The organism is Streptomyces sp. NPDC088915, assembly GCF_044749825.1.
In the GTDB taxonomy this organism is placed as follows: domain Bacteria; phylum Actinomycetota; class Actinomycetes; order Streptomycetales; family Streptomycetaceae; genus Streptomyces.
The window spans coordinates 200,381-224,730 of record NZ_JBIVIR010000011.1 but is presented as its reverse complement, the minus strand read 5'-3'; the positions used below and the strand labels follow the sequence as shown (position 1 = coordinate 224,730).

General features: G+C 75.0%; 22 protein-coding genes. 10 read left to right on the top strand and 12 right to left on the bottom strand.

Annotated features, from left to right (window positions below; translation table 11 throughout):
* Nucleotides 1–22: 22 nt before the first annotated feature.
* Together ACIP5O_RS21660 and ACIP5O_RS21655 are read right to left on the bottom strand one after the other, a co-directional pair.
* Nucleotides 23–2,188 carry a putative bifunctional diguanylate cyclase/phosphodiesterase gene (locus ACIP5O_RS21660; protein ID WP_401295630.1) on the bottom strand — a complete coding sequence of 722 codons (2,166 nt, stop codon included), beginning with the start codon at nt 2,186–2,188 and terminating at the stop codon, nt 23–25.
* Nucleotides 2,185–2,997 carry an SAM-dependent methyltransferase gene (locus ACIP5O_RS21655; protein WP_401295628.1) on the bottom strand — a complete coding sequence of 271 codons (813 nt, stop codon included), beginning with the start codon at nt 2,995–2,997 and terminating at the stop codon, nt 2,185–2,187. Before ACIP5O_RS21655 ends, ACIP5O_RS21660 begins: the two co-directional genes overlap by 4 nt.
* Nucleotides 2,998–3,527: 530 nt before the next feature.
* Here ACIP5O_RS21655 and ACIP5O_RS21650 point away from each other — a divergent pair.
* The 3 genes from ACIP5O_RS21650 (at nt 3,528) to ACIP5O_RS21640 (ending at nt 5,815) form a co-directional block, all read left to right on the top strand.
* Complete coding sequence (locus ACIP5O_RS21650) at nt 3,528–4,244, top strand: hypothetical protein (RefSeq protein ID WP_401295626.1); 717 nt, start codon at nt 3,528–3,530, stop codon at nt 4,242–4,244.
* 73 nt (nt 4,245–4,317) lie between these two features.
* Complete coding sequence (locus ACIP5O_RS21645) at nt 4,318–5,082, top strand: hypothetical protein (RefSeq protein WP_401295624.1); 765 nt, start codon at nt 4,318–4,320, stop codon at nt 5,080–5,082.
* 166 nt (nt 5,083–5,248) lie between these two features.
* Nucleotides 5,249–5,815 (top strand): hypothetical protein, encoded by a 567-nt coding sequence (locus ACIP5O_RS21640; RefSeq protein WP_401295622.1) that lies wholly within the window; start codon nt 5,249–5,251, stop codon nt 5,813–5,815.
* A 112-nt stretch (nt 5,816–5,927) separates the two neighbouring features.
* Here the strand turns inward: ACIP5O_RS21640 and ACIP5O_RS21635 are convergent, their stop codons facing one another.
* A complete protein-coding gene (locus tag ACIP5O_RS21635) occupies nt 5,928–6,515 on the bottom strand; it encodes a hypothetical protein (RefSeq protein WP_401295620.1) in 588 nt (195 codons plus the stop codon).
* A gap of 413 nt (nt 6,516–6,928) precedes the next feature.
* Here ACIP5O_RS21635 and ACIP5O_RS21630 point away from each other — a divergent pair, with 413 nt between their 5' ends.
* Nucleotides 6,929–7,591, top strand: coding sequence for a class F sortase (locus ACIP5O_RS21630; protein ID WP_401295618.1), 663 nt, complete (start codon nt 6,929–6,931; stop codon nt 7,589–7,591).
* Between the two features lie 66 nt (nt 7,592–7,657).
* Here the strand turns inward: ACIP5O_RS21630 and ACIP5O_RS21625 are convergent, their stop codons facing one another.
* Complete coding sequence (locus tag ACIP5O_RS21625; protein WP_401295616.1) at nt 7,658–8,530, bottom strand: polysaccharide deacetylase family protein; 873 nt, start codon at nt 8,528–8,530, stop codon at nt 7,658–7,660.
* Nucleotides 8,531–8,635: 105 nt separating this feature from the next.
* On the opposite strand from ACIP5O_RS21625, the gene ACIP5O_RS21620 reads away from it, so the two are divergent.
* Entirely contained in the window at nt 8,636–9,097 is a 462-nt protein-coding gene (locus tag ACIP5O_RS21620) for a universal stress protein (protein WP_356546724.1), read from the top strand.
* 48 nt (nt 9,098–9,145) lie between these two features.
* On the opposite strand, the gene ACIP5O_RS21615 is transcribed toward ACIP5O_RS21620, so the two are convergent.
* The gene (locus tag ACIP5O_RS21615) at nt 9,146–10,375 is read right to left on the bottom strand and encodes a CapA family protein (RefSeq protein WP_401295614.1); all 1,230 of its coding nucleotides are present in this window, start codon (nt 10,373–10,375) and stop codon (nt 9,146–9,148) included.
* Between the two features lie 259 nt (nt 10,376–10,634).
* On the opposite strand from ACIP5O_RS21615, the gene ACIP5O_RS21610 reads away from it, so the two are divergent.
* Nucleotides 10,635–11,180: a sigma-70 family RNA polymerase sigma factor gene (locus ACIP5O_RS21610; protein ID WP_401295612.1), complete on the top strand. Its 546-nt coding sequence runs from the start codon at nt 10,635–10,637 to the stop codon at nt 11,178–11,180.
* A gap of 221 nt (nt 11,181–11,401) precedes the next feature.
* Nucleotides 11,402–11,893 (top strand): hypothetical protein, encoded by a 492-nt coding sequence (locus ACIP5O_RS21605; protein WP_401295610.1) that lies wholly within the window; start codon nt 11,402–11,404, stop codon nt 11,891–11,893.
* Between the two features lie 59 nt (nt 11,894–11,952).
* On the opposite strand, the gene ACIP5O_RS21600 is transcribed toward ACIP5O_RS21605, so the two are convergent.
* From ACIP5O_RS21600 to ACIP5O_RS21570, 7 genes are all read right to left on the bottom strand, one after another.
* The gene (locus tag ACIP5O_RS21600; protein ID WP_401295608.1) at nt 11,953–13,161 is read right to left on the bottom strand and encodes a histidine kinase; all 1,209 of its coding nucleotides are present in this window, start codon (nt 13,159–13,161) and stop codon (nt 11,953–11,955) included.
* Nucleotides 13,158–14,975, bottom strand: a complete 1,818-nt coding sequence (locus ACIP5O_RS21595) for a cation acetate symporter (RefSeq protein WP_401295606.1) — start codon at nt 14,973–14,975, stop codon at nt 13,158–13,160. The genes ACIP5O_RS21600 and ACIP5O_RS21595 overlap by 4 nt, the downstream gene beginning before the upstream one ends.
* 22 nt (nt 14,976–14,997) lie before the next feature.
* Nucleotides 14,998–15,384, bottom strand: a complete 387-nt coding sequence (locus ACIP5O_RS21590; RefSeq protein ID WP_356546736.1) for a hypothetical protein — start codon at nt 15,382–15,384, stop codon at nt 14,998–15,000.
* A 155-nt stretch (nt 15,385–15,539) separates the two neighbouring features.
* Complete coding sequence (locus tag ACIP5O_RS21585; protein WP_401295603.1) at nt 15,540–16,289, bottom strand: LytR/AlgR family response regulator transcription factor; 750 nt, start codon at nt 16,287–16,289, stop codon at nt 15,540–15,542.
* Between the two features lie 34 nt (nt 16,290–16,323).
* Nucleotides 16,324–17,700: a wax ester/triacylglycerol synthase family O-acyltransferase gene (locus tag ACIP5O_RS21580; RefSeq protein ID WP_401295601.1), complete on the bottom strand. Its 1,377-nt coding sequence runs from the start codon at nt 17,698–17,700 to the stop codon at nt 16,324–16,326.
* Between the two features lie 139 nt (nt 17,701–17,839).
* On the bottom strand, nt 17,840–19,942 hold the full coding sequence (locus tag ACIP5O_RS21575) for a SpoIIE family protein phosphatase (RefSeq protein WP_401295600.1): 2,103 nt from the start codon (nt 19,940–19,942) through the stop codon (nt 17,840–17,842).
* A 62-nt stretch (nt 19,943–20,004) separates the two neighbouring features.
* On the bottom strand, nt 20,005–21,108 hold the full coding sequence (locus ACIP5O_RS21570; protein WP_401295598.1) for a DUF6777 domain-containing protein: 1,104 nt from the start codon (nt 21,106–21,108) through the stop codon (nt 20,005–20,007).
* 293 nt (nt 21,109–21,401) lie between these two features.
* On the opposite strand from ACIP5O_RS21570, the gene ACIP5O_RS21565 reads away from it, so the two are divergent.
* Genes ACIP5O_RS21565 through ACIP5O_RS21555 form a run of 3 tightly spaced genes read left to right on the top strand, consistent with a single transcriptional unit; the run spans nt 21,402 to nt 24,287 of the window.
* Nucleotides 21,402–22,292: a YndJ family protein gene (locus ACIP5O_RS21565; protein ID WP_401295596.1), complete on the top strand. Its 891-nt coding sequence runs from the start codon at nt 21,402–21,404 to the stop codon at nt 22,290–22,292.
* Nucleotides 22,289–22,840, top strand: a complete 552-nt coding sequence (locus ACIP5O_RS21560) for a DUF1990 family protein (RefSeq protein ID WP_401295594.1) — start codon at nt 22,289–22,291, stop codon at nt 22,838–22,840. Before ACIP5O_RS21565 ends, ACIP5O_RS21560 begins: the two co-directional genes overlap by 4 nt.
* 22 nt (nt 22,841–22,862) lie before the next feature.
* On the top strand, nt 22,863–24,287 hold the full coding sequence (locus tag ACIP5O_RS21555) for a lipase maturation factor family protein (RefSeq protein WP_401295592.1): 1,425 nt from the start codon (nt 22,863–22,865) through the stop codon (nt 24,285–24,287).
* The last annotated feature ends 63 nt before the right edge of the window (nt 24,288–24,350 follow it).

Below are 24,350 nucleotides of genomic sequence, written 5' to 3'. Positions count from 1 at the left end.
TCCCCCCGTCACGCCGTCCTCGTCACACCGCGTCCGCCAGGAGCAGCGAGTGGATGCGGTCCGGGGCGCCGGGGCGGGCGTAGTACCAGCCCTGTGCCGTGTCGCAGCCGAGCTCCCGGAGCTGGCGCGCCTGCGCCCCCGTCTCCACGCCCTCGACGGTGACCGCGAGCTCCAGGCTGTGGGCGAGCGAGACGATCCCCTCGACGATCTTCAGGTCGACCGGGTCCACCGGGTGCTGCTGCATGCCCCGGGTGAAGGAACGGTCCAGCTTGAGGACGCTCACCGGAAGCCGCCGCAGGTTGGCCAGGTTCGAGTAGCCGGTGCCGAAGTCGTCGAGCGCGATGTCGACGCCCATCTCGGCGAGCTGCCGCAGCGGCTTCAGGAGGCCCTCGTCGGCGCCGATCAGGGCCGACTCGGTCACCTCCAGGCAGAGCGCGCCCGGGTCGAGCCCGGAGCGCTCCAGGACGTCGACGGTGTCGGCGACCAGGCGCGGGTGGTGGAGCTGCGTCGGGGAGAGGTTGACGTTGATGCGCAGCGGGCCGCCGTCGGCGTGCCGGGTCTGCCAGAAGCGGGCCTGGCGCACGGCCTCCTGGAGCACCCAGCGGCCGAGCGGCACGATCAGGCCGGTGTCCTCGGCGAGCGGGATGAAGCGGTCGGGACCGAGCACCCCGTGCTGCGGGTGGCACCAGCGGACGAGCGCCTCCGCGCCGTGCACGCTGCCGTCGCCGAGGTGGACGAGCGGCTGGTACTCGATGAAGAACTCGCCGCGCTCCAGGGCGGCCGGCAGGGCCGTGGTGAGCCCGTGCCGTGTGATGGCGCGGGCGTCGGCCTCGGGGTCGGCGAGCTCGAAGCGGTTGCCGCCCGCCGACTTGGCCCGGTACATGGTGATGTCGGCGCTCCGCAGCACCTCGGCCGGGGTCCGCTCCCCCGCCGGGCCCTCGACGACGCCGAGGCTGCCGCGCACGGTCAGCTCGCGGCCGTCGATGCGCAGCGGGGTGGCGAGGGCGCCGAGGATGCGGTCGGCGAGGTCGGTGACGTCCCGCTCGCCGCCGGAGCCGGTGGTGAGGGCGACGAACTCGTCGCCGCCGAGCCGGGCCACCATCTCGTTGGCCCCGGTGACGCAGCTCTGCAACCGGTCCGCGACCTCGACGAGGAGCCGGTCGCCGGTGGAGTGGCCGAGGCTGTCGTTGATGACCTTGAAGCCGTCGAGGTCGAGGTAGCAGAGGCCGAAGCGGGCGTTGTCGCCGGGGGCGAGCGCCTTCTCCAGGCGCTCGAAGAACAGGGTCCGGTTGGGCAGTCCGGTGAGGGCGTCGTGGGTGGCCTCGTACCGCAGGCGCAGGTGGAGCAGGCGCCGTTCGGTGGTGTCCTCCAGGAGGGCCAGCTGGTACTGGGGGCGGCCGTCGGCGTCCCGGAGGAGCGAGACGGTGAGGTTGGTCCACAGAACCGTTCCGTCACCGCGGTAGTAGGGCTTCTCGACCCGGTAGTGCTCCCGCTCGCCGCGGACCAGCTCCTCGTACAGCTTCCAGACGTGCGGCCCGTCCTCCGGGTGGACCCACTCGCTGACCTTGCGGCTGCGCAGCCGGCCCTCCATCCCGCCGAACATGCGGGTGAGGGTCTCGTTGACCTCCAGGAGGTTGCCGTCGAGGTCGGCGATGCCGATGCCGATGGCCGCTCCGTCGAAGACCGCGCGGAAGCGGCTCTCGGTGGCGTGCAGGGCGATCTCGGCGGCGGTGCGGGCGGCGAGCGCGGAGCGGGCGATGGCCTCCTGCTCGGCGAGGGTCCGCTCGCGCAGGGCCTGGGCGTAGCCGGCGGCCATGGCGTGCTGGAGCCGGGCGCAGCGGGCCCGGAGCTCCTCGGTCGGCAGGTCCGACTCCGTACCGCAGTAGAGCACCAGGTACGAGTCGACGACGCCGAGGCTGCGGCCGAGCGCGTCCGGGTCGGTGCAGTGGGCGGCGACCAGGGCCGCGCCGGCGCGCTGGGCCGGGGCCGTGTCGAAGGGCCGGGCGTGCAGGGCGTCGCACAGGGTGCGGGCCAGCGGCAGCAGGTGCACCTCGAACTCGGCCCGGGTGAGCGACGTGGCGGTCACCGGGAAGATCGCGCGGCTCCAGATGGTGACGAACCGCCTGAGTCTGTCCTCCGGGCCGTCGGCCTCGGCGCCGGAACCGGCCGGCTGGGACGGGACCTTCACGCCTTGCGCCCCACCCCTGCGAGGCCGGAGAAGGTGTGGGGATCCTCCTCCTCGACCGGACTCTCCGGACGCCAGACGGGCAGCGGGACGAGACCGGGTTCGAGCAGCTCGGTGCCCTCGAAGAAGCGGGTGACCTCCGCGCCCGAGCGCATCACCAGGGGGTTGCGGATGTTCCGGTAGACCCCGACGGTGCCGCCGGCCTGCTCCTCCATGGACGGGATGCCCTCGTACGAGGCGTGGGTGAGGATCAGGAAGCTGCCGGGCGCGAGGGCGTCGATCAGCTCGGCGACGGCCTCGTACGGGCGGTCGTGGTCCTCCAGGAAGTGGAGGACGGCGACGAGGAGGAGGGCCACCGGCCGTTCCAGGTCGAGGAGTCGGGTCACCTCGGGGCTGTGCAGGACGTCGGCCGGCTTGCGCAGGTCGGCGGAGACGACGGCGGTGCCCTCGACGCCCTCCAGGACGGCGCGGCTGTGCGCGACGGCGACCGGGTCGTGGTCGACGTAGACGACCCGCGCGGCCGGGTCGGCGGCGCGGGCGACCTCGTGCACGTTGCCGAAGGTGGGTATGCCGGAGCCGATGTCCAGGAACTGGGTGACGTCGTTGTCAACGGCGTGGCGGACGGCGCGCCGCATGAACGCCCGGTTCGCCTGCATGATCTTGGGCAGGCCGGGCATGAACTCCATGGCCTTGCGGGCCGCTTCCCGGTCGACTTCGAAGTTGTGCGAGCCGCCCAGGTAGAAGTCATACATTCGGGACACGCTCGGCACCGAAATGTCGATACCCGGCGGAGCCCAGGCGGGACGCTCCATCAATGTCTCCAACAAGTCGCCGTGGGATACGGCCATGTGTTCGCGGCCGGTGTTCGAGGTGAGGCTACTGATCGCCCGCCGGGAGGGCGAGTGGAAACGGAAATTCGCGGTCCGTTCTTGGTCACACGCCATTGGCACGTGCGTCCAGAGCGCCGACTTCACGCCTCCGGACCGTGCATATTCACGTGCATATGAGCGTGCGTCGGTTCCGTCCGCGGTTCCGCACGTGCCCGGGAGGGGGGCCGGGCCCCTTTCCTGGCTGGGGTGTTGCCGCGATCGGGGCCCTGTCGCCGGTGCAGGATGCCCCGTCGACCGTCCTGTGCGACAGGGCGACAACCGGACAGTTCTTCTTGTGGCGGCCTGAACGGTTCCCGTCGGGAATCGAAGTGCGCGGCGATACCCGGGCATTGCGCCGAATCCGCCTACTGTCCGATAGAACGTCAAGTCCGCGCCTCCGGAGATCCCCTCCATCCGGCGAATCCGCCGGGTTTCCGCCCCGGCGCACGCCACCCGGGATCAAGCTCGACGGCGTGTCTCTGTACGGATCACTCCTCGCGCGACCGCTGGCGGCCCTGGCCCTGGTGTGGCTGGTCGCCACCCCCGCGCCCGTCTCCGCCGACGCCTGCGCCCACGCCGTGACCGGTCCCGGCGGTGCGCACACCGCGGTGACGTCCGCCGGGACGGGCGGGTGCCACGACCACGACCACGACCACCATCACCCGCACCCGCACCCGCACCCGCACGAGCCGAGCCCGACGCCCACGCCGCCGCCCTCGTGCCCGTCCCCGACGCCCAGCCCCACCCCCACCCCGCCCCCCACTCCAACCCCGACGCCGACGCCGACCCCGACCCCGACCCCGGCGCCGACCGTGCCGCCCCGGCCCACCCCGGAGCCGCCTCCCCCGCCCGCCCCGAAGCCGCCACCTCCCCCCGTACGCACGACGCCGCCCCCGCCTCCCGTACGGACGCCGATCCCGCCCGTACCGGAGCCGCCCCGGGCCACCCCGCCGGTGCCGCGTCCCGCGCCGCCCGTCACCAGGGCGCCGGAGCCCGCGCCGACGTCCGCCGCCGCTCCCCCGCCCCCGACCTCCGCGCCACCCCCGTCCCCCGCTCCCGTCGCGCTCCCCCACTACCGCCCGGTCACCCGGCCCCAGCCGAAGAGCCGCACGTCCGTGCTCACCACGACGCTGGTGATCATCGCCCCGGCGGTCCTCGCGACCGCGATCCTGCGCTCCCGCTCCCGCTGACCCCGGCCGGCTCCATCCCTTCGGCCGGTCCCACTGATCACGACCGGCCCCACTGACCCCACCGGAGGAATCCGTGTCCGAATGGCTCGTCCTGTCCCTCGCGATGGCGGCGGCCTGCGCCGTCGTGCTCACCATCGTGGTCATCAACCACCGCCGGATCCCCGCGGACGACGACCCCAGCGAGACCCCGGACGTCATCGAGTACATGACGATGATGATCGGCGTGATCTACGCCATCGTCCTCGGCCTGGCCATCGCCGGCGTCTGGGAGGCGCGGGGGGCCGCCCAGGAGACCGTGCGGCAGGAGGCCCAGGCGCTGCACGAGATCTCGGCCCGCGCCGAGGTGTACCCGCAGGAGGTCCGCGCCCGCATCCGCGCCGACGTCGACGCGTACGTCTCCTACGTGGTCGACGACGAGTGGCGGCACATGTCCGAGACCGGGGAGCTGAGCGACGAGGGCACCGTGCTCCTGGAGAAGGTGCGGCGGAGCGTCACCGACTACCGGCCGGCGAACGACTTCGAGGGGCAGGCGTACCAGCCGCTGGTGGACCAGGTGGCCGCCGTCGACGACGCCCGGAACGCGCGCGGGCAGAACGCGGGCGAGACCATGCCCGGGGTGGTGTGGTTCGGTCTGATCGTCGGCGCCCTGGTGACGGTCGGCCTGATCTTCACGCTCCAGATCCGCAGGACCGGGCGGGAGCTGCTGCTCGCCGGCCTCTTCAGCGTGCTCATCGCCTTCCTGCTGTTCCTCATCTGGGACTTCGACGCGCCGTTCGGCCGGGGCATGTCGGCCACCGCCACGCCGTTCACGGACCTGTTCCCGCGGCTCACCCGGTGAGGAGCGCCACCCGGGTGGGCCGCACGGGGGACCCGCGTGACCCGTTCGCACCTCTGGGATCGCGGGCGTGGTGAAGCGCTCCTAGCGTTTCGGACATCGAGGTGCAGGCAGGCCCTTCGCGGGAACCCCCTTCCGCGGCTGCCCCTCGGGACCCGGAGGATTCACCATGCGCGCGATACGTGCCGCATCCACCGCCCTGTTGGGGGTGGCCGCCTTCGCCCTGGCCGCCCCCTTCGCCGTCGCGACGGAAGGTGCCCCGGCACCCCAGCCGCGGGCGCGGGGCGCCAAGGCACCGGGCGATTTCGTCGTTTCGCCCTCGGTCGTCTCCCCCGGCGGGCGGGTGACGCTGAGCGCCCCTGGCTGCGCCAGCACCGCGACGGCGGCGGCCGGTGTCTTCGACACCGCCGTCATCGCCCCGGGCTCGACGGCGACCGCCACCGTGGACCTGGACGTGCGACCCGGCAGCGTCTACACGGTCGCGTTCAACTGCACGGGCGGCGTCCGGGACACCGTCGACCTCACGATCGCCGGCGGTGCCACGGCCACCGCCACCCCGACGATCCGCTCCACGATCCTCACCACCCCTCGGGGTGTGCAGGGCGGTCTCGGCGGGTCGGTCGACGACGGGGTCGGTCCCGTCGAACTGGCCGCGGGCGGTGCGCTCGTCCTGGCCGCCGCGGGCGGCGTCTTCTACGTGGTGCGCCGCCGCGCCGCCGAGTCCCGGCGCCACTGAGGTGCGGCGGACCGCAGGGGCGCGCGGGCGTCCGAGAACGCCCGTCGCCCCCGGGTCCTGGAGAGGACCCGGGGGCGACGGGCACGGCGGGCCGACCGGGAGGTTCGGCCGATCAGACCCCCGCGCCGGTCACACGGCGACGGCGGGCGATGAAGAGACCCCCGCCGAGCGCGGCCGCGGCGACGAGGCTGCCGCCGACGGCCATCTCGGCGGAGCTGGGGGCCAGCGAGCCGCCGAGGCCGCCCTGGGCACCGCGGCCCGAGAGGACCCGGAACGACTGCGTGGCCACGGAGTTGCTGCCGTTGCAGCGGACGGCCAGGTTGTAGTTGCCCGGGGTGGCGTGGTTGTAGACGCGGGCGACGGCGGTGGAGACGCCGTTGTTGTTGCCCGAGAGGGTGGTCTCCGGGAAGGCGTTGGACGTGACCGTGCCGCCGCGGTTGCAGCCACGCGCGGTGATCGTGAGCGTCGAGCCGGGGTGGACGTCGTAGGGGTTGACGGTGACGTCGGCCGGACCGCCGTTCCCGCCGCCGTTGTTGCCGCCGTTCCCGCCGTTGTTGCCGCCGTTGCCACCCCCGTTCCCCCCGCTGTTACCGCCGCTGAGGACGGTGCCCGGACCGTGGGTGGCGGCGGCGAGGGGGGCCGCGAGCCCGACCGCCGCGATCGCGGTGGCGGTCACCGCCAGAGTGCGTGCAGCACGCATGGTTGAACCTCCAGTGGAAGACGCCCCAAAGCGGTGCTCCGGGAGTTTCGACGAGTACGCCTTCCATGACGAACCATCACCATTCGTGACGGACTACGCATGTCGGCACTGGTCCACTCCGGTGAGGCGACACGCCGGGGCGAAGGGCGTCGGACGTGCCGTATGCACAGGTCAGCGGCTTCCGGAGTGCTTATCTGACGATTACTCGGATGGGTCAGCCCGGTGTCACCCGCCTGTCGGCCCGTCCGTCGCCCGCCCGGCGGCCCGTCCCCCGTCCGCCGGCCGTCCGCCCGCCGTCTCCCGGGGCCCGCTCCGGCGCCCGTCCGGGGGCGGCGCCCACCCGTTCGGACCGTCCGGCGCGACGGGCCTCCGGACCGCCCTTACCGTTCTGTCGACGCCACGAAGGGAGAACCATGCCCGCGAAGGACTTCCGCGTCTCCGAGCGCAGGAGACTCCAACCCTGGGGCGTCCTGGCCCTCGCCATGCTGTCCGGACTCGCGATGATGCGCAACGGCGTGGACGCCGCCTCCGGGCCGCCGCAACCCGCCGCGGCCGCCCGTCCGGTGGCGCCCCCGACCGCCCCGGCGGCTCCCTCGGCGGCCACCGGCCTGGAGCCGCTGCCCTTCGCCCCGGCCTCCCGGATCAAGATCCCGGCGATCCGGGTCGCGGCCCCGATCATGGACGTGGGCCTGGACGCGGACGGCTGGGTGGCGGCGCCCCCGCCCCAGGACGCCAATCTCGCCGGCTGGTACCAGAACGGCATCTCCCCCGGCCAGCGGGGCACTTCGGTCGTCGTCGGCCACGTCGACAACACCCAGGGCCCGGCGGTCTTCTACGGTCTCGGCTCCCTGGAGAAGGGCCAGCACATCGAGGTCGAGCGGTACGACGGCCGGGTCGCGGTCTTCGAGATCTACGGCGTCGAGGTGTACGCGAAGGACGACTTCCCCGGCGTGCAGGTCTACGCGGACACGGGCCAGCCGGAGCTGCGGGTCATCACCTGCGGCGGCGGGTACACGCGCGCGCGGGGCTACGACGGGAACGTCGTCGTCTACGCCCGGATGGTCGGCTCCCGCTGACCTCGCGCCACGCGTGGAGGAGGGCCCGGCACCTGGAGTGCCGGGCCCTCCTCCGCGTACGGCGGCTCAGCGCCGGGGAACGGTGATGTGGTAACCGGCGTCGAGGAGTTCGGGCAGGTAGCGGCGGAGCGCGGCCACGCTCTGGGAGCGGTCGCCGCCCGCGTCGTGGTTGAGGACGACGACGCCGGGGGCCGCGCCGTCGAGCACGCGGCGGACGATGGAGTCGGCGCCGGGCTCCGTCCAGTCCAGGGTGTCGACGGTCCAGGCGAGCGGCTCCATGCCGAGCTCGGCGCCGATCTCGAAGGAGTGCCGGTTCCAGGCCCCGTAGGGGGCGCGGTACCAGAGCGGGGCCTTGCCGAGGGCCCGTTCGACGACCTCGCTGGTGGAGCCCAGCTCGTCGCGGATGCGGGAGGGCCGCAGCTTGGGGATCAGGGGGTGGGACCAGGAGTGGTTGCCGACGACGTGCCCCTCGTCGGCCATCCGCCGCAGCAGGTCCTGGTTCTCCACGGCCATCTCGCCGCAGACGAAGAACATCGCCCGGCAGTCGTGGCGGCGCAGGGTGTCGAGGATGCCGGGGGTGTAGCGGGGGTCGGGCCCGTCGTCGAAGGTCAGCACCATCGAGCGGCCGGCCCCGGACACGCTGAGGAAGGGCCGCTGCCGCACGGGCGGCAGCGCGCGCCGGTACGCCGGGGGCGCGTAGGCGGTCATCGGCTGGAGGCGGTACGCGTTCGGGTTCGGCCGGGCGGCCTTCGCCCCCGGGCCGGCGGCCGGACCCGCGGCCCCCGGCCCGGACCCGGTTCCCGGGGTGTGCCGGGGTGCGGGGGCGGCACCGGCGGTCCGGTCGGGCGCGGCGAGCCGGTCCGCGGCGAGGACTCCGACGGTGGCGGTGGCGCCGAGCGCGGCGGCGAGGCGCAGCACCGCTCGACGCCCGCTGGGCATCTGATCCTTTTTCATGACCAATGATTCATACGGATGAGGGTCCGCGCAGTTCAGCGACACCGGCCGCCCGTCCGAAAGCACCCGTTGAGCGGATAGTCTCGAAGGGTGACCGAACAGCAGGCCCACCGGTTCGAACGCGGCACCGACGGCCCGAAAGTGATCATGGCCGGGGTGGACGGCTCCGCCTCCTCCCTGCGCGCCGCGGCCTACGCGGCGGGGCTCGCCCGGCGGCAGAACGCCCTGCTGGCGCTCGTGTACGTGCAGCCGCTGCTCCCGGCGGGCGCCGCGCTCGGCGCGCCGGTGGCGGGCGTGACGGAGGAGATCGCCGAGGCGCTCGCCGAGGAGATCCGCGCGTCGGCCGAGCGGGTGAAGGACCTGTGGCAGGTGCGGTGGGAGTTCCGCACCTTCCGGGGTGACGCCTACGCGGGCCTGGTCCAGGCGGCGGAGGAGCTGACGGCCGACGCCGTGGTGGTGGGCGCCTCGGAGTCGGCGGGCCACCGGTTCGTCGGCTCGGTGGCCGTCCGTCTGGTGAAGGCGGGCCGCTGGCCGGTCACCGTGGTCCCCTGACCGGCGCTCCCCTCCCCGTCCTTCTTGCCCCGTCCTTCTTGCCCCGTCCTACTTGCCCATCACGAGGCCGTCCTTGCCGGCGCCCCGGCTGAGCACCACCCGCCGGATCGTGTCGCGGATCCCGGCCCGGCGCGGGTCCCCGCCGTCGTCGGCGCCGAGGTTGACCACCCGGCCGCGTCCGGTGTCGAACCACTGGGGGACGAACTCGGCCCGGGTGACCTCCCAGCGCCCGCCGGGGGTCCGGGGCGGGGTGAAGGTGAAGCGGCCGATGCTGCCCTGGTTGCCGCGCGGGTCAAAGGCGCCCCGGTGGTCGACCATGTCGCCGGCGATCTGGTCGCCCATCCCGTAGATCACCCAGGTGCCGTTGACCTTCTCGTAGGCCTGCGGGACGTGGGCGTGGGTGCCGATGATCAGGTCGACGTCAGGGCGACCGCCGGTCCGCGAGGCGGTCAGGGCCCGGCCGAGGGAGAGCTGCCGCTCGTCCGGCTCGGTCTGCCACTCGGTGCCCCAGTGGACGCTGACCACGACCACGTCGGCGCCGGCCGCGCGGGCCGCACGCGCGTCGGCGATCACCTTCTTCTCGTCGAGCAGCCCGACCGCCCAGGGCCGCCCCTTCGGGAGCGGGTAGCCGTTGGTGTCGTAGGTGTAGGCGAGCTGGGCGACGGTGGCGCCGCCCGCCTTCATCAGGGCGGGCCGGGCCGCCTCCTCGGCCGTGCGGGCGGATCCGGCGTGGCGGATGCCCGCCGCGTCGAGCGCGTCGAGGGTCCGGGCGAGGCCCTCGGCCCCGTCGTCGAGGGTGTGGTTGGAGGCGGTGGAGCAGGAGTCGTACCCGGTCGCCCTCAGTCCGGCGGCGACCTCGGGCGGCGACTTGAAGGCGGGGTAGCCGGTGTAGGGGCCGCCCTTCTTCCCGTACACGGTCTCCATGTGGCAGATGGCGAGGTCGGCGCCGGAGACGACGGACTTCACGCCGGAGAGCATGGGGCGGAAGTCGTAGCCGTCGCCGGCGGAGTCCTCGGCCGCCCTGCGAATGATGGAGTCGTGCGGGAGGACGTCCCCGGAGGCCACGAGGGTGAACCCGGCGGGCGCGGAGGCCGCGCCGGGGGCGGCGGAGGGGGCGGTGGGCCGTCCGGCGGCCCCCGGTGCGCTGGTCTTCGGGGCGGCGGTGCCCGCGGCCGGTCCGCCGCCGCTTCCGTCGCTTCCGCCGGTGCAGCCGGTCGCCGCCGCGAGCAGGACGGCGGCGAGCGCCGCCGTCCCCGCGGGCCTGGTGCGTGAGGTCATGTGCGGCACTTCACCTGATTCATGTGATGAACATCTGTTCTGATGAATTGATCGTGTGGGAAAGCCGCAGTCAAGGGGCGGGGCCGGACCGGGTCATGAACCCCGCTGAAACGGACGAAAGGACTCCGCCCGACCGTTCGCCGTACCATTCGCCGCTCGGTGCGACCGTTCGTCGCAGATCGGTGTCCGTTCCCTGTCCCCCGCCGTCCGGATGCGTTCGTATACGGGCCGACGACGAGCCGCGGGAGAGGTGGGCAGCATGACGACGGCGACGACCGACGAACGGACCCTGGAGGAGTTGCAGCGGGACCACGGCCCCGCGCTGCTCTCCTTCCTGCTCGGCCTCACCCACGGGGACCGGCAGCGGGCCGAGGACCTCGTCCAGGAGACCCTCGTACGGGCCTGGCAGCACCCCGAGGCCTTCGACGGCCCCTACGACTCCATGCGCCCCTGGCTCTTCACCGTGGCCCGCCGCCTCGCCATCGACGCGCGCCGCTCGCGCCTGGCCCGGCCCGCCGAGGTCGGCGACGGCGTCCTCGCCGTGACGCCCGACCCCGCCGACGCCACCGCCTCCGCCGAGGCCGCGCTCGACGTGCGGGCGGCCGTCCGGGAGCTGAGCCCCGAGCACCGGGCGGTGCTCGTCCGGCTCTACTTCCACGGCCTCACCGTCAACGAGGCCGCCGTGGAGCTCGGCATCCCCGCCGGGACCGTCAAGTCCCGCTCCCACTACGCCCTCCGGCAGCTCGGCCGGTCGCTGCCCGGCTACCGGCCGCGCCGGAACCCGGCGATGGCGACGGGGCGTTGAGGACGGCGCCGTCACCTCCGCCGTCCCCCGCGTCACGCCCGGCGACCGGAATCCCACCCGTACCGATCCGGCCGGAGAACGTATCCGAAACCACTCGGGCGAGTTGAGCAAAGCGGGACCCGCGGACGCCCCGTACGGAGGAGGCTCTCCCCCGGGCCCCGTAGTCCGGGCCCCTCACACGGCCCCTCACGCGCGGTCATGTCCGGGAGAAGGTGGGAGCGTTGCTGCCCGAGAGCACGAACGGCGCCGGCGGCACGAGCGGCGGCGGCCTCGCCGTCCCGATGGCCTGGCTGTGCGCCGAGTACCTGGCCGACGAGGTGCTGCGGGCCGCCGCGCTCGTGGCGCCCGGCTCACTGGAGTACCGGGCGGGCCTCCGGGCCCTGGCCCTCACCGTCCACCTCGCGGAGGACCCGGACCGGCCGCCCGCCGGCCGGATCGACGAGTGGCTGCGGCACACGGCGTACGACCGTCCCTGGCCGCCCTGGGTCGAGGAGCGGCTCGCCGAGCGGCGGACGGCCGGCGGCGGGGGGCCCGACCTGGCGCTCGCGCACACCGCGTGGCGGCAGCTGCGGGACACCTGGATCCTCGCCGCCGACCTCGACGGCCGCACGGACCTCGATCCGGGGTGCCCGGTCGACGAGGCCGAGCAGATCTGGCTGCCCGCCTGGAAGCTGGGCCTGCCGCTCGCGCACCTCTCGCTCCACCTGCGCTGACCGGGACGTCCGGACGGGGCTCACGGACGGGGCTCACGGACGGGGCTCACGGAAGGGGCTCACGGAAGGGAAGGGTGCACCCCCGGGCGGTACTTGGGGATCCGCACCGTCACCTTCATCCCGGCGCCGACGCCCGTCTCGATGACGAGGCCGTACTCCGTCCCGTACACCTGGCGCAGCCGCTCGTCCACGTTGGAGAGGCCGATGCCGGAGCCCGCCGGGTGCTCCCCGCGCAGGACGGCGCGCAGCAGCTCCGGGTCCATGCCGATGCCGTCGTCCTCGACGGTCACCACGGCCTCGGCGCCCGCGTCCCGGGCGGCGATGACGACCCGGCAGCCCTTCTCCCGGTCCTGGAGGCCGTGCTTGACCGCGTTCTCCACCAGCGGCTGGAGGCAGAGGAACGGCAGGGCCACCGGCAGCACCTCGGGCGCGATCCGGAGGGTCACCTTCAGCCGGTCGCCGAAGCGCGCCCCGGCGAGCGCCAAGTACTGCTCGATGGAGCGCAGTTCGTCGGCGAGCTGGGCGAACTCGCCGTGCCTGCGGAAGGAGTAGCGGGTGAAGTCCGCGAACTCCAGGAGGAGTTCCCGAGCCCGCTCGGGGTCGGTGCGGACGAACGAGGCGATGGCGGCGAGGGAGTTGAAGATGAAGTGCGGGGAGATCTGGGCGCGCAGGGCCTTGATCTCGGCCTCCACGATCCGGGTGCGCGAGCGGTCGAGCTCGGCCAGCTCCAGCTGGACGGAGACCCAGCGGGCCACCTCGGTCGCGGCCCGCACCAGGACGGCCGACTCCCGCGAGCCGTAGGCGACGAGCGCGCCGAGGACCCCGTCCTCGCCGGTGAGCGGGGCGATCACCGCCCAGCGCAGCGGGCACGCCGGATCGGCGCAGCCGGAGTCGGCGGAGCGGCTGCGGCCGGTGTCCAGGGTCGCGGCGGCCTGGGCGGGGACGTGCGCGCGGTGGTGGTCCTCGCCGGGCCCGTCCCAGGCCAGGACCGCGCCCCGGTCGGTGAGGCAGAGCGCCTCGGTGCCGAGCAGCGAGCGGAGCGTGCGGGCGGCCCTGCGGGCGGTCTCCTCGGTGAGTCCGGCGCGCAGCGGGGGCGCGGCGAGCGAGGCGGTGTGCAGGGTGTGGAAGGTGGCCCGCTCGACGGGCGTGCCGAGGTCGGGGTCGGCGTCCCGGCCCCCGCGCCGGGCGGCGAACCGGCCGAGGACGAAGCCCGCGGCGAGCAGCACGGCCCCGGCGGCGGCCGCGGCGGCGAGGGCGATGCCGCTCATCGACGGACCTCCGGGCGGGAGTCGGGGCGAGCCCCCCGGCGGCTCCCGGGGCGGGGGTCCTGGCGGCTCCCGGGGCGGGGGTCCGGCCGGCTCTCCTGGGCGGGGGCGGCCCCGGATATCTCCTCCGGGAGGTGGAGCCGGGCGAGGAGCGCCGGGGTGCCGGGCGGGATCCGGCGGGGGGTGGCGAGGGAGACCAGGACCATGGTGAGGAAGCCGAGCGGGACCGACCAGACGGCGGGCCAGGCCATCAGGGTGTGCGGCCAGCCGCCGGGCGCGAGTCCGGCCCGGGTGGCCATGACGGCGGCGAGGGCGGAGCCGCCGCCGAGCAGGAGCCCGGCCATCGCGCCGGGCGGGGTGAGCCGCCGCCACCAGATGCCGAGGACGAGCAGCGGGCAGAAGGAGGAGGCGGAGACCGCGAAGGCGAGGCCGACGGCGTCGGCGACCGGCACTTTGGAGGCGACCACCCCGACGCCGAGCGGGACGGCGGTGGCGAGCAGGGTCGCGAGCCGGAAGTGGCGGACGCCCCCGGAGGGCAGCACGTCCTGGGTGAGGACCCCGGCGACCGACATGGTGAGCCCGGAGGCGGTGGAGAGGAAGGCGGCGAAGGCGCCGCCCGCGAGGAGCGCCCCGAGCAGGTCGCCGGGGAGCCCGCCGAGGATCCGGTCGGGCAGGACGAGGACGGCGGCGTCGGCGGAGCCGGTGAGGGCGAGTTCGGGGGCGTAGATCCGGCCGAGGAAGCCGTAGAGCGGCGGCAGGAGGTAGAAGGCGCCGACGAGCCCGAGGACCACGAGGGTGGTGCGGCGGGCGGCGCGGCCGTGCGGGCTGGTGTAGAAGCGGACGGCGACGTGCGGCAGGCCCATGGTGCCGAGGAAGGTCGCGAGGATCAGTCCGTACGTGGCGTAGAGCTGGTGTCCGTCGCGCCCGCCGGCCAGCGGCTGCGACCAGCCGAGGGGGTCGGTGCCGCCGGCCAGCCGCTCGGGGAGCTCCGCGCCCGGCGCGAAGGCGAGCGTGGTGCCGCCGAGGACGTGGTGGGTGCCGGGGCCGAGGGTGAGGGTCCGTCCGGTGTACGGGACGGAGTCGACGCGGCCGGTGACGGTGACGGTCAGCGGGGCGTCGAGCCCGATCCGTACGGTGTCGGCGACCCGGACGACGGTGGGGCCGCGCAGCACGGCGGGGGCGTCGAAGCGGGCGCGGGGCGCCCCGTCCCCGTACCAGGCGGCGAGCAGGAAGAGGGCGGGGACGAGCAGGGCGGTCAGCTTCAGCCAGTACTGGAAGGCCTGGACGAAGGTGATGCTGCGCATGCCGCCCGCCGCGACGGTGCCGGTGACGACGAGGGCGACGAGCAGGCCGCCGACCCAGTCGGGGGCGCCGGTGAGGATCTCCAGGGTGAGCCCGGCGCCCTGGAGCTGGGGCAGCAGGTACAGCCAGCCGATGCCGACGACGAAGAGGCTGGCGAGCCGCCGGGCCCGCCGGGATTCGAGACGGGCCTCGGCGAAGTCGGAGAGGGTGTACGCGCCGGAGCGGCGCAGCGGGGCGGCGACGAGGACGAGCAGGACGAGGTACCCGGCGGTGTAGCCGACCGGGTACCAGAGCATGGCGGGGCCCTGGACGAGGACGAGTCCGGCGATGCCGAGGAAGGAGGCGGCGGAGAGGTACTCGCCGCTGATGGCGGCGGCGTTGAGGCCCGGCCGGACGGTCCGCGAGGCGACGTAGAAGTCGGAGGTGGTGCGGGAGATCCGCAGGCCGAGGGCGCCGATGAGGACGGTGGCGAGGACGACGGCGGTGACGGCGACGACCGCGTGGGTCCGGTTCATGCGGGGGTCCGCGCGGAGGGGCTCATCGTTCGACGAGGCCGGTGAAGTCGCGTTCGTTGCGCTCGGCGCGGCGGACGTACCGGTGGGCGATGGCCCAGACGACCGGGTACACGCCGACGCCGAGGGCGAGCCAGACCAGGGCCTCGGGGGCGGGCAGCGCGAGGAGGAGCGGGAGGGAGCCGACGAGCAGGGCGAGCGCGCCGAGGGCGGTGAGGGCGGCGCGGAGCTGGCTGCGCATCAGGGAGCGGACGTAGGTGTGCCCGAGGGTGGTCTGCTCGTCGATCTCGGAGCGGGCCGGGGGGTGGGCGGGGCGCCGCCCGGCGGGGGCGGGGACGGTCCCGGCGCCGTGGGCGGAGGCGTGGGTGACGGTCTCGCGCCGGGGCCTGCGCGGCGGGTGGTGCTCGGACATCGGCGTCCGCTCCGGCATCTCTCGGCTTCGGGTGGTGCGGGCGGCGCGGCCCGGGACGCGTGGAGTCTACGCAGCGGGGTCGGACGGCGGTAGACCTGCGGCGACGGGGGTACGGGCGGGTGCGGGGGTAAGGGGCGGGTGCGAGGGGGCGCGGGTCAGCCGCCGGCCCGGCGCATCAGGAGGTCCCGCAGCGGGCGGGCGTGGCGGCGGCTGACGGCGAGGTCGGTGTCGCCGATCCGTACGGAGGTGGCGCCGCCGTCGAGCCGCAGTTCGTCGATCCGGGCGAGGGAGACGAGGTGGCTGCGGTGGATGCGGACGAAGCCCCGGTCCGCCCAGCGCTCCTCCAGGGCGGAGAGCGGGATGCGGACGAGGTGGCTGCCCCGGTCGGTATGGAGGCGGGCGTAGTCGCCGTGGGCCTCGACGTAGGCGATGTCGTCGACGGGGACGAAGCGGGTGACGCCGCCGAGTTCGACGGGGATCTGCTCGGGCGCGGCGGGGGCGGGCGCGACGGTGGCGTGGACCAGCTCGTGGACGCGGCGGACGGCTTCGGCGAGGCGCTCGCGGCGCACCGGCTTGAGGACGTAGTCGACGGCCTTCAGGTCGAAGGCCTGGAGGGCGAAGCCCTCGTGCGCGGTGACGAAGACGACGAGCGGGGGGCGGGCGAAGCCGGCGAGCAGCCGGGCGACGTCGAGGCCGGTGAGGCCGGGCATGTGGATGTCGAGGAAGACGACGTCGACGGCGTCCTCCCCGTCGGGCCCGGACTCCAGGGCGCGGCCGATCCTGCGCAGCGCCGCGGTCGCGTCGCCCGCGCCCTCGGCGGTGCGGACGCGCGGGTCGGCGCGCAGCAGGTAGAGCAGTTCCCCGAGGGCGGGCTCCTCGTCGTCGACGGCCAGTGCGCGCAGCATGCGGCGGAGTCTAGGCGGTGTCCGGCCGGGTCCGTCACGCCCCGGTGGCGTCGTTCTCCGGCGGGTCGAGGAGGTCGAGTTCGGCGGCGAGGGCGGCGGCGAGGGCGTCGAGGTCGGGGACGGCCGCGCCGTCGGCGACGAGGCCGATGTGGACCCGGCCGCCGTACGGGGACATGGCGACGGCGAGGGACTGGCCCCGGGCGAGCGGGGCCATGGGGAAGAGGGCGCGCAGCGGGGCGCCGCCGAGGGAGAGCGCGGAGCGGGGCAGCGGCACCTGGGTGACCAGGAGGTCGAAGAGGAGGCGGGCGGCGCCGGAGGCGAAGGGGGCGCCGAAGCGGTGGGCGAGCGGGGGGAGCTGGTCGGCGAGGAGGGCGACGGCTCCGGCGCCCCGGAAGGGGCCCGCCGCCTTGTTGCGGTCCATGGCGCGCCGGACGGCGGCGAGGCGGGCGGCCGGGTCGGGTTCGGTGACGGGCAGGTCGAGGAGGTAGCCGGAGAGGCTGTTGCCGGGGCCGGGCGGGGCCCCGGGGCGGCGGCGCGAGACGGGGACGAGGGCCCGGGGGTCGGCGCCGGGCAGCGGCAGGCCGCGCTCGTCGAACCAGCGGCGCAGGGCTCCGGCGACGACGGCCAGGAGGACGTCGTTGGCGGTGCCGCCGGTGGCGCGGCGGACGCGGTGGACCCGGTCGAGGGAGAGGGTCGCGGTGGCGATCCGGCGGGTGCCGCTGGAGTGGGCGGCGAGGGCGGCGGTGGGGCGTCCGTCGAGGCGGCTGGCACGGACGACGGAGGCGCCGACCTCGACGGCCCGGCCGAGGTCGCCGAGGCGGTCCCGGGCGATGCCGAGGAGGCGTCCGGGGCCGGGGAGGCCGGGAAGCCCGGAGAGCGGGGAGCGCGGGGGCACGGGTCGGGGGCGGCGCGCGGGGCGGTGTCCGGCGGCGATCTCGTCGAAGATCCCGGCGCCGATGGCGACGGCCCGCATGCCGTCGGCGAGGGCGTGGTGCAGTTTGACGAGGACGGCGAAGGAGCCGTCGGGGGCGCCGCTGAGCAGGTACATCTCCCAGGGCGGCAGGCCCCGTTCGACGGGGCGTTCCATGAGTTCGGCGGCGAGCCGGGCGGTCTCGGCGGGGAAGTCGGCGCCGGGGAGGGTGATCTCGCGGACGTGGCGGCGGACGTCGAAGTCGGGGTCGGCGCTCCAGGCGGCGCCGCCGACGGGGATCAGGACGTCGCGGACGCGCATCCGGAGCCGGGGGACGGCGGCGGCGCGGCGGGCGAGCAGCTCCAGGACGTCGGCCGGTTCGCCGCCGGGGGGCGCGGACGCGGGGCCGAAGTGGGCGAGGGCACCGAGGTGCAGGGGGTGGGCGGTGGATTCCAGGTGCCAGAAGGCCAGGTCCAGCGGGGCCAGGAGCTCGGTGGTCACGGGTGTCCTCACGTCCTGCGCGGAGGGGTGGAAGACCGCAGTCAATCGCGCACCGACAGTTACGGTCAAGTACGGTCAGTTAACGCTCCGTAAAGACTTTCGGTCGCATGCCTCCGGAAGACACCTCCGGAAGGCCTTCTCAGGTCTCGGGAACGACGCTCTCCACCACGAACTCGCACCACACGCACTTGCCGCCGCCCCGCGACTCCACTCCCCACGCGTCGGAGAGCTGGTCCACCAGGAGCAGTCCCCGGCCGGAGACGCCCGCCTCCCCGGCCTCGCGGCGCCGGGGCAGGGCGCTGGACCGGTCCTCGACCTCCACCCGCAGCCGCCGCGTGGGCCCGGGGAGGACCCGCAGGGTCACGATCGCCCCGCCGTCGGTGTGCATCAGGGCGTTGGTCATCAGCTCGTCGGCGACCAGCTCGATCTCGTCCGCGCGCTCCCCCGCGCCCCAGGCCCGGACGGCGGCCCTGATCATGTGGCGGGCCGAGCTGAGCGCCTCCGGGTCGCTCTGGGCCACGTGCTGCTGGAACCGGCCGGCACCGGGGGCGGCGTACGTGCCGTGGCGGCGCAGCAGCAGGATCGCGACGTCGTCCTCGCCGCCCCGCTCGGCGACCACGTCGCACAGGTGGTCGGCGAGCTCCTGGAGGTCGGCGGGGCCGCGCCGGACGAGGGAGGAGAGCCACTGGAGGCCCTCGTCGAGGTCGGCGCCCGGCTTCTCCACCAGGCCGTCGGTGTAGAGCAGCAGGGTCTGCCCGGGGTCCAGTTCGAGGGTGGTGACCGGGTAGTCGAGGCGGCCGAACTCCGCGGAGAGCCCGAGCGGGAGGCCGCCCTCGACCGGCAGCCTGCGGCACCGGCCGTCGGACTCCCTGATCAGCGGGTCGACGTGCCCGGCGCGGACCAGCTGGACGACCCCGGTGCGGAGGTCGACCTCGGCGTACGTGCAGGTGGCGAAGCGTTCGGTGTCCAGTTCGTGCAGGAAGACGGAGGCCCGCGCCATCACCGTGGCCGGGGTGTGCCCCTCGGCGGCGTAGGCGCGCAGCACGATCCGGAGCTGGCCCATGACGGCCGCGGCGTGGGTGTCGTGGCCCTGGACGTCGCCGATGACGGCGCCGACCCGTCCGCCGGGCAGCGCGATGACGTCGTACCAGTCGCCGCCGATGTCCCGGCCGAGCCGGGCCGAGCGGTAGCGGACGGCGGTCTGGGCGCCGGGCACCTCCGGGATGCGGCGCGGGAGCATGGCCTGCTGGAGCCCCTCGGCGAGGTCGTGCTCCTGCTCGTACAGCATGGCCCGCTGGAGGCTCTGGGCGATGCTGCTGCCGAGGGCGACGAGGAGGGTCCGCTCGTCCTCGCTGAAGCCGTTCCGGTCGCTGTAGAGCAGTCCGAGCGCGCCGATCGGGCGGGCCTGGGCGATGAGCGGGAGGTAGGCGGCGGCCGTGACGCCGAGGCCGCTGATGTGCGGCCAGAGCACCGGGTAGGACTCGGAGAAGTCGCGCGGCGAGTCGATGAACCGGGGGCGCAGGGTGCGGATCACCTCGCTCATCGGGTACGGCTCGTCCACCCGGGTGAAGCGGGTGCCGGGCACGAAGGCGCCCTCGGGGCCCTCGGCGACCAGGTGGATGCGGCCGGCCTCCAGGAGGCCCATGACGAGGCTGGCGGCGCCGAAGTGTTCGAGGGCGTGCGAGTCGTTGAGGAGGTCGATGACGTCCTTCACCGTACGGGCGTGGGCGAGGGCGGCCGTGGTGCCCTCGACGACGCCGGCGCGCCTGCGGCGCCCCTCGTCGAGGCCGAGCCGGGCGGCGGACTCGGTGAGTTCGTGGGTGGCGTCGCGCAGGACGCCGACGATGCGCACGGGGCGGCCGGTGGCGTCGCGGTGGACCATCCCCTGGGTGTGGGTCCACTGGTGGACGCCGTCGCGGCGGTGGATGCGGAAGTACGCGCCGTACTGGTCGCTGCCGTCCTTGAGCGCCTGCGCCACCAGGGCGTCGAGGCGGCTGGCCTCGTCCGGCAGGACCCGTGAGTTCAGGGACTCGGGGCGTCCGTCGTACTCCTCGCGGGTCATGTCGAAGACGGCGAGGGCGGCGTCGTCCATCTCCATCGTCCCGGTGAGCAGGTCCCAGTCGAAGCCGCCCATCCGGAAGGCGGAGCCGTACGCGGCGAGGATCGGGATCCCTTCCGGCGACCCCTCCGGCGCACGGCGGACCGGGCCGTTCGCCTCCCCGCCCCCGTTGCCCGCGCTCATGGGGCCACGCTAGGCGCAGCACCGCCCGTACGCACCACGAAGATCCGCTCCACCCCTCGGATTCACCCCTCGAACGCCTCGAAGGTGCCGGGCCCGTCCGGCACCGTCCCGGACGGGAAGAGCTCCTCGGGCGGCAGCTCCCCGTCCGGCGGGACGGGCGGCTCCTCGAACGGGTCGGGGAGGGGCTCGGTGTCGGGGTCGGTGTACGGGTCGGGGGCCGGTGCCGTGGACGGGTCGGGGGCCTCGGGGGCGGGCTCCGTCGGGGCGTCGGGGGTCGGCGGCACGTCCTCCGGCGGGGCGGGGCGGTCGGGGGTGCTGGGGGCGGGGGTGGCCGGGCCGGAGCCGTCCGGGTCGGGCGTGCCGGAACCGTCCAGGGTGCACGCGTCCGGGTCGCAGGACGGCTCCACGGCGGGCTTCCGGTCCGCCTCGCCGTCGCTGCCCGTCCGGCGCTCGATCCAGGTGCGGTCGGTGGCGTTCACGATGACGAGGCTGGTGACGACGGCGCCGGTCGGGCGGACGACGACCACGTGGTCGGGGTCGAAGGCGTCCCAGGGGACGCCCACGTAGACGCCGCCCCGGTCCGCCCCGGGGGCGCGGAGCGGGTTGCCGCCGGCGCAGCGGACGCGCGGGGAGCCGTACTGGTCGACGAGGACGGCCGTGCCGCTCTGCAGGACGGCCTGGTGGGCCTCGGCCCGGCCGCCGCGGTAGCCGTGACCGGTGACGCGGGCGTCCACGCGCAGGACGACCGGGGTGAGGCCGCGCAGCCAGGCGGCGACGCCGGCCTCCGGGATGCCGGAGGCCTCGGCGAAGGCCCGTGCCTTCTTCGCGTCCCCGGTGAGCAGGGAGACCTGCCGTTCGACGTCGCAGCTGCCGACGGCGCGGGTCCCGCCGTAGAGGCCGGGCGTGGCGCCGTCGAGTTCGCGGGCCCGCCGCCCCTCGGGGGCCCCGGGCGGGTCGGAGGGGCGGACGGTGTTGCGGACGGTGGAGGCGGTGAAGGGGTCGGGTCCCGGGACGGCGGCCGCCCGGAGGAGGACGTCCTGGGCGGGGGCCGCGACGGGCCGCCCCGCGCTCCCGGCGCCGGTCCCGCCGGAGGAGCATCCGGCGAGCAGCAGGGCGGAGGCGAACGCGGCCCCGGCGAGGCGCGCGCCGTCGCGGGGAGCGGTCACGCCGCTGCGGGAAGCGGTCGCGCCGTCGCGGGGAGCGGTCGCGCCCCCGTGGGGAGCGGTGGGGGTTCGCCGCGTCCGGCGAAGGGGTGAGCGCACCTGGTACTCCCGACTTTCTCTCCCCCGGGCCCGGGGCCCGGTTCCGGCCAGTCCCTCATGTCTGTCGCAGTGCGCGGGCACCCGCAAGCGGAGGGGGACCGACCGGGTCATCCCATCGGAGAGAGCCACTTGAACACGTTCAAGAAAAGCCCTACGCTCGACACGTCGCTTGAACGCGTTCAAATGGGGGTGGTGGCATGACCGCGCTGTCGGTCCTGGTGGCCCCGGTCGTGATGATCGGGATGTTCTGGGTGGTCCCGACGGGACTCGCGCTCCTCGACGGCCCCGTGCCCCCCGGCCTGGACCGGCTCCGGCGCGTCTGGCCGTTGCTCGCCGTCCCCGGCGCCCTCTCCCTCTGGCTGCCCCGCTCCGGCCTCTCGGCCGGCCTCGCCGCCGTCTACGCCCTCGCCACCCTGGCGCTCGCGTGCCAGGCACCGGCCCGGCTGGTGCTGACCCGTTCGCTCCGGCCGCGGGAGGTCGCCGTCCTCACCGCCCTGGCCGCGCCCTCGGTCGCGGGCCTCGCGCTGGTCGCGGAACGGGCCTCGTACCCGCTCCTCGGCTTCGACCTGGACCTCCTCGCGCTCACCGTCCCGCACTTCCACTTCGCGGGCTTCGCCGCCGCCCTGGTCGCCGGTCTCGTCTGCCGCGCCTCCGGGGACGGTCCCACCGCCCGCTTCGCCGCGCTCAGCGTCCCCGCCGGCACCCTGCTCGTCCTGATCGGCTACTTCGTCGACGACCGGGCCGAACTGGCCGGCGCCGTCGTCCTGACCGCCGGCATGGCCGCGGTCGCCGTCCTGACCCTGCGCGAGCGCCGCGACCTCGCGGCCGACGGGCCCACCCGCGCCCTGCTCGCCGTCTCCGCCCTGGTCCTCGTCGTCACCATGCTGCTCGCCCTGGACTGGGCGCTCGGCGAGGCCACCGGCTTCCCGCACCTCGACCTGACCTGGATGGCCGCGACCCACGGCCTGGGCAACGCCCTCGGCTTCGCCGTCTGCGCCCTGCTCGCCCGCCGCCGCCTGCGGGCCGGCAATGAGATCCACGGCGTCGCCACCACCCCCGCCCACCCGCGAACGGAGACCCCGGCATGACCCGCCTCCTGAAGGACCTCTCCCGGCCCGACCGCCACCGCCCGGGCCCGACCTATCGCGAGGTCGGCGCCACCCGCACCCCCGAAGCGCTCCCCGAGGGCTACCACCACCTGCGGTACGGCGCGGTCGTCGGCCACGGCCGGACCGCCTTCGCGACGGCGGGCACCGCCGTCACCACCTGGCGGATGCACCGCCGCTCCGGCGCGGGCCTCGTGGCCGACGCCGACCGCGCGGGGCCCGGCGTCCGCGTGGAGGTGTCGGCGGGCGTCGGCCGCTTCCGGCTCGCCGTCCCCTGCGCGGTGATCTGGACGGCGTACGAGAAGGACCGCACCGGTTTCGCGTACGGCACCCTCGTCGGCCATCCGGAGTGCGGCGAGGAGTCCTTCCTCGTGACGCTCGAACCGGACGGCGCCGTCCGGTTCACAGTGACCGCCTTCAGCCGCCCGGCCGTCTGGTACACCCGGCTGGCCGGTCCCCTGGTCCCGCTCCTCCAGCGCGCGTACGCCCGCCGACTCGCCCGGACCCTGCGGCGTCTCGTCAGGACGTGACCCCGGCCCGATACTGGAGGCGATGGAGTGGTTCACGGCACCCGACCTCTGGCTGAGCCGGATCGTCTTCCAGCGCGGCCTGGCCGCGCTCTACTGCGTGGCGTTCCTGTCGGCCGCCCTCCAGTTCCGGGCGCTGATCGGGGAGCGCGGCATGCTCCCGGTGCCGGAGTACGTGCGCCGGACCCGGCCGCGCCACACGCCCTCGCTCTTCCACTGGCGCTACTCCGACCGCCTGTTCGCGGCGGTCTCCTGGACCGGCGCCGCCCTGGCGCTCGCCCTGGTGGCGGGCGCCGGGGACGCCGTGCCGCTGCCGGTGTCGATGCTCCTGTGGCTGGTGCTCTGGGCGCTCTACCTGTCGATCGTGAACGTGGGCCAGACCTGGTACGCCTTCGGCTGGGAGTCGCTGCTCCTGGAGACCGGGTTCCTGGCGGTCTTCCTCGGCAACGACGACACGGCCCCGCCCCTCCCGGTGCTCCTGCTGCTGCGCTGGCTGCTCTTCCGGGTCGAGTTCGGGGCCGGGCTCATCAAGATCCGCGGCGACCGCTGCTGGCGGGACCTGACCTGCCTCTGCCACCACCACGAGACCCAGCCGATGCCCGGCCCGCTGAGCTGGTTCTTCCACCACCTCCCCCGCCCGCTGCACAAGGCGGAGGCGGCGGCCAACCACGTCGTCCAGCTCGTCGTGCCGTTCCTCCTCTTCGCCCCGCAGCCGGTGGCCACGGTGGCGGCCGGCCTGATGGTGGTCACCCAGCTCTGGCTGGTGCTGTCGGGCAACTTCGCCTGGCTGAACTGGATCACCATCGTGCTCGCCCTCTCCGCCGTGGACGCCTCGCCGCTCACCGGTGACCACCTCCGGCCGGACCCGCCGCTCTGGTACGTCGTCCTGGTCGTCGCGGTGACCGCCCTCGTCCTGGTCCGCAGCTACCGCCCGGTGCGCAACCTGCTCTCCCGGAACCAGGCGATGAACCGCTCGTACGACCCGTTCCACCTGGTCAACAGCTACGGCGCGTTCGGCACGGTCGGCCGGGTCCGGGACGAGATCGTGGTCGAGGGCACCGACGACCCGGCGCCGCACGAGGGGACCGTCTGGCGGGAGTACGGCTTCAGGGGCAAGCCGGGCGACCCGCGCCGGCTGCCGCGGCAGTTCGCCCCGTACCACCTGCGGCTCGACTGGCTGATGTGGTTCGCGGCGCTCTCCCCGGGGTACGCGCGCGCGTGGTTCGGGCCCTTCGTGGAGCGACTGCTCGACGGCGACCGGGACACCCTGCGGCTGCTCGCCCACAACCCGTTCCCGGACGCGCCGCCGGTCCACGTCCGCGCCCGGCTGTACCGCTACCGCTACACGACCTGGCGCGAGCTGCGCGCGACCGGGGCGTGGTGGCACCGGACGCCGCTGCGGGAGTACCTGCCGCCGACCCGGCTGCGGAAGCCCGCGGGCGGCCCCTGAGACGCCGGGACGTGCCGGTGCCCCGGCCGGGAGTTCGGCCGGGGCACCGGGGGGATCACTTCG

Bases quoted from the DNA above. Each gene is read 5' to 3' on its own strand.
- ACIP5O_RS21655 (WP_401295628.1), bottom strand. From the start codon at position 2,997: ATGGAGCGTCCCGCCTGGGCTCCGCCGGGTATCGACATTTCGGTGCCG.
- ACIP5O_RS21640 (WP_401295622.1), top strand. From the start codon at position 5,249: ATGCGCGCGATACGTGCCGCATCCACCGCCCTGTTGGGGGTGGCCGCC.
- ACIP5O_RS21635 (WP_401295620.1), bottom strand. From the start codon at position 6,515: ATGCGTGCTGCACGCACTCTGGCGGTGACCGCCACCGCGATCGCGGCG.
- ACIP5O_RS21630 (WP_401295618.1), top strand. From the start codon at position 6,929: ATGCCCGCGAAGGACTTCCGCGTCTCCGAGCGCAGGAGACTCCAACCC.
- ACIP5O_RS21625 (WP_401295616.1), bottom strand. From the start codon at position 8,530: ATGCCCAGCGGGCGTCGAGCGGTGCTGCGCCTCGCCGCCGCGCTCGGC.
- ACIP5O_RS21615 (WP_401295614.1), bottom strand. From the start codon at position 10,375: ATGACCTCACGCACCAGGCCCGCGGGGACGGCGGCGCTCGCCGCCGTC.
- ACIP5O_RS21610 (WP_401295612.1), top strand. From the start codon at position 10,635: ATGACGACGGCGACGACCGACGAACGGACCCTGGAGGAGTTGCAGCGG.
- ACIP5O_RS21600 (WP_401295608.1), bottom strand. From the start codon at position 13,161: ATGAGCGGCATCGCCCTCGCCGCCGCGGCCGCCGCCGGGGCCGTGCTG.
- ACIP5O_RS21595 (WP_401295606.1), bottom strand. From the start codon at position 14,975: ATGAACCGGACCCACGCGGTCGTCGCCGTCACCGCCGTCGTCCTCGCC.
- ACIP5O_RS21590 (WP_356546736.1), bottom strand. From the start codon at position 15,384: ATGTCCGAGCACCACCCGCCGCGCAGGCCCCGGCGCGAGACCGTCACC.
- ACIP5O_RS21585 (WP_401295603.1), bottom strand. From the start codon at position 16,289: ATGCTGCGCGCACTGGCCGTCGACGACGAGGAGCCCGCCCTCGGGGAA.
- ACIP5O_RS21575 (WP_401295600.1), bottom strand. From the start codon at position 19,942: ATGAGCGCGGGCAACGGGGGCGGGGAGGCGAACGGCCCGGTCCGCCGT.
- ACIP5O_RS21565 (WP_401295596.1), top strand. From the start codon at position 21,402: ATGACCGCGCTGTCGGTCCTGGTGGCCCCGGTCGTGATGATCGGGATG.
- ACIP5O_RS21560 (WP_401295594.1), top strand. From the start codon at position 22,289: ATGACCCGCCTCCTGAAGGACCTCTCCCGGCCCGACCGCCACCGCCCG.
- ACIP5O_RS21555 (WP_401295592.1), top strand. From the start codon at position 22,863: ATGGAGTGGTTCACGGCACCCGACCTCTGGCTGAGCCGGATCGTCTTC.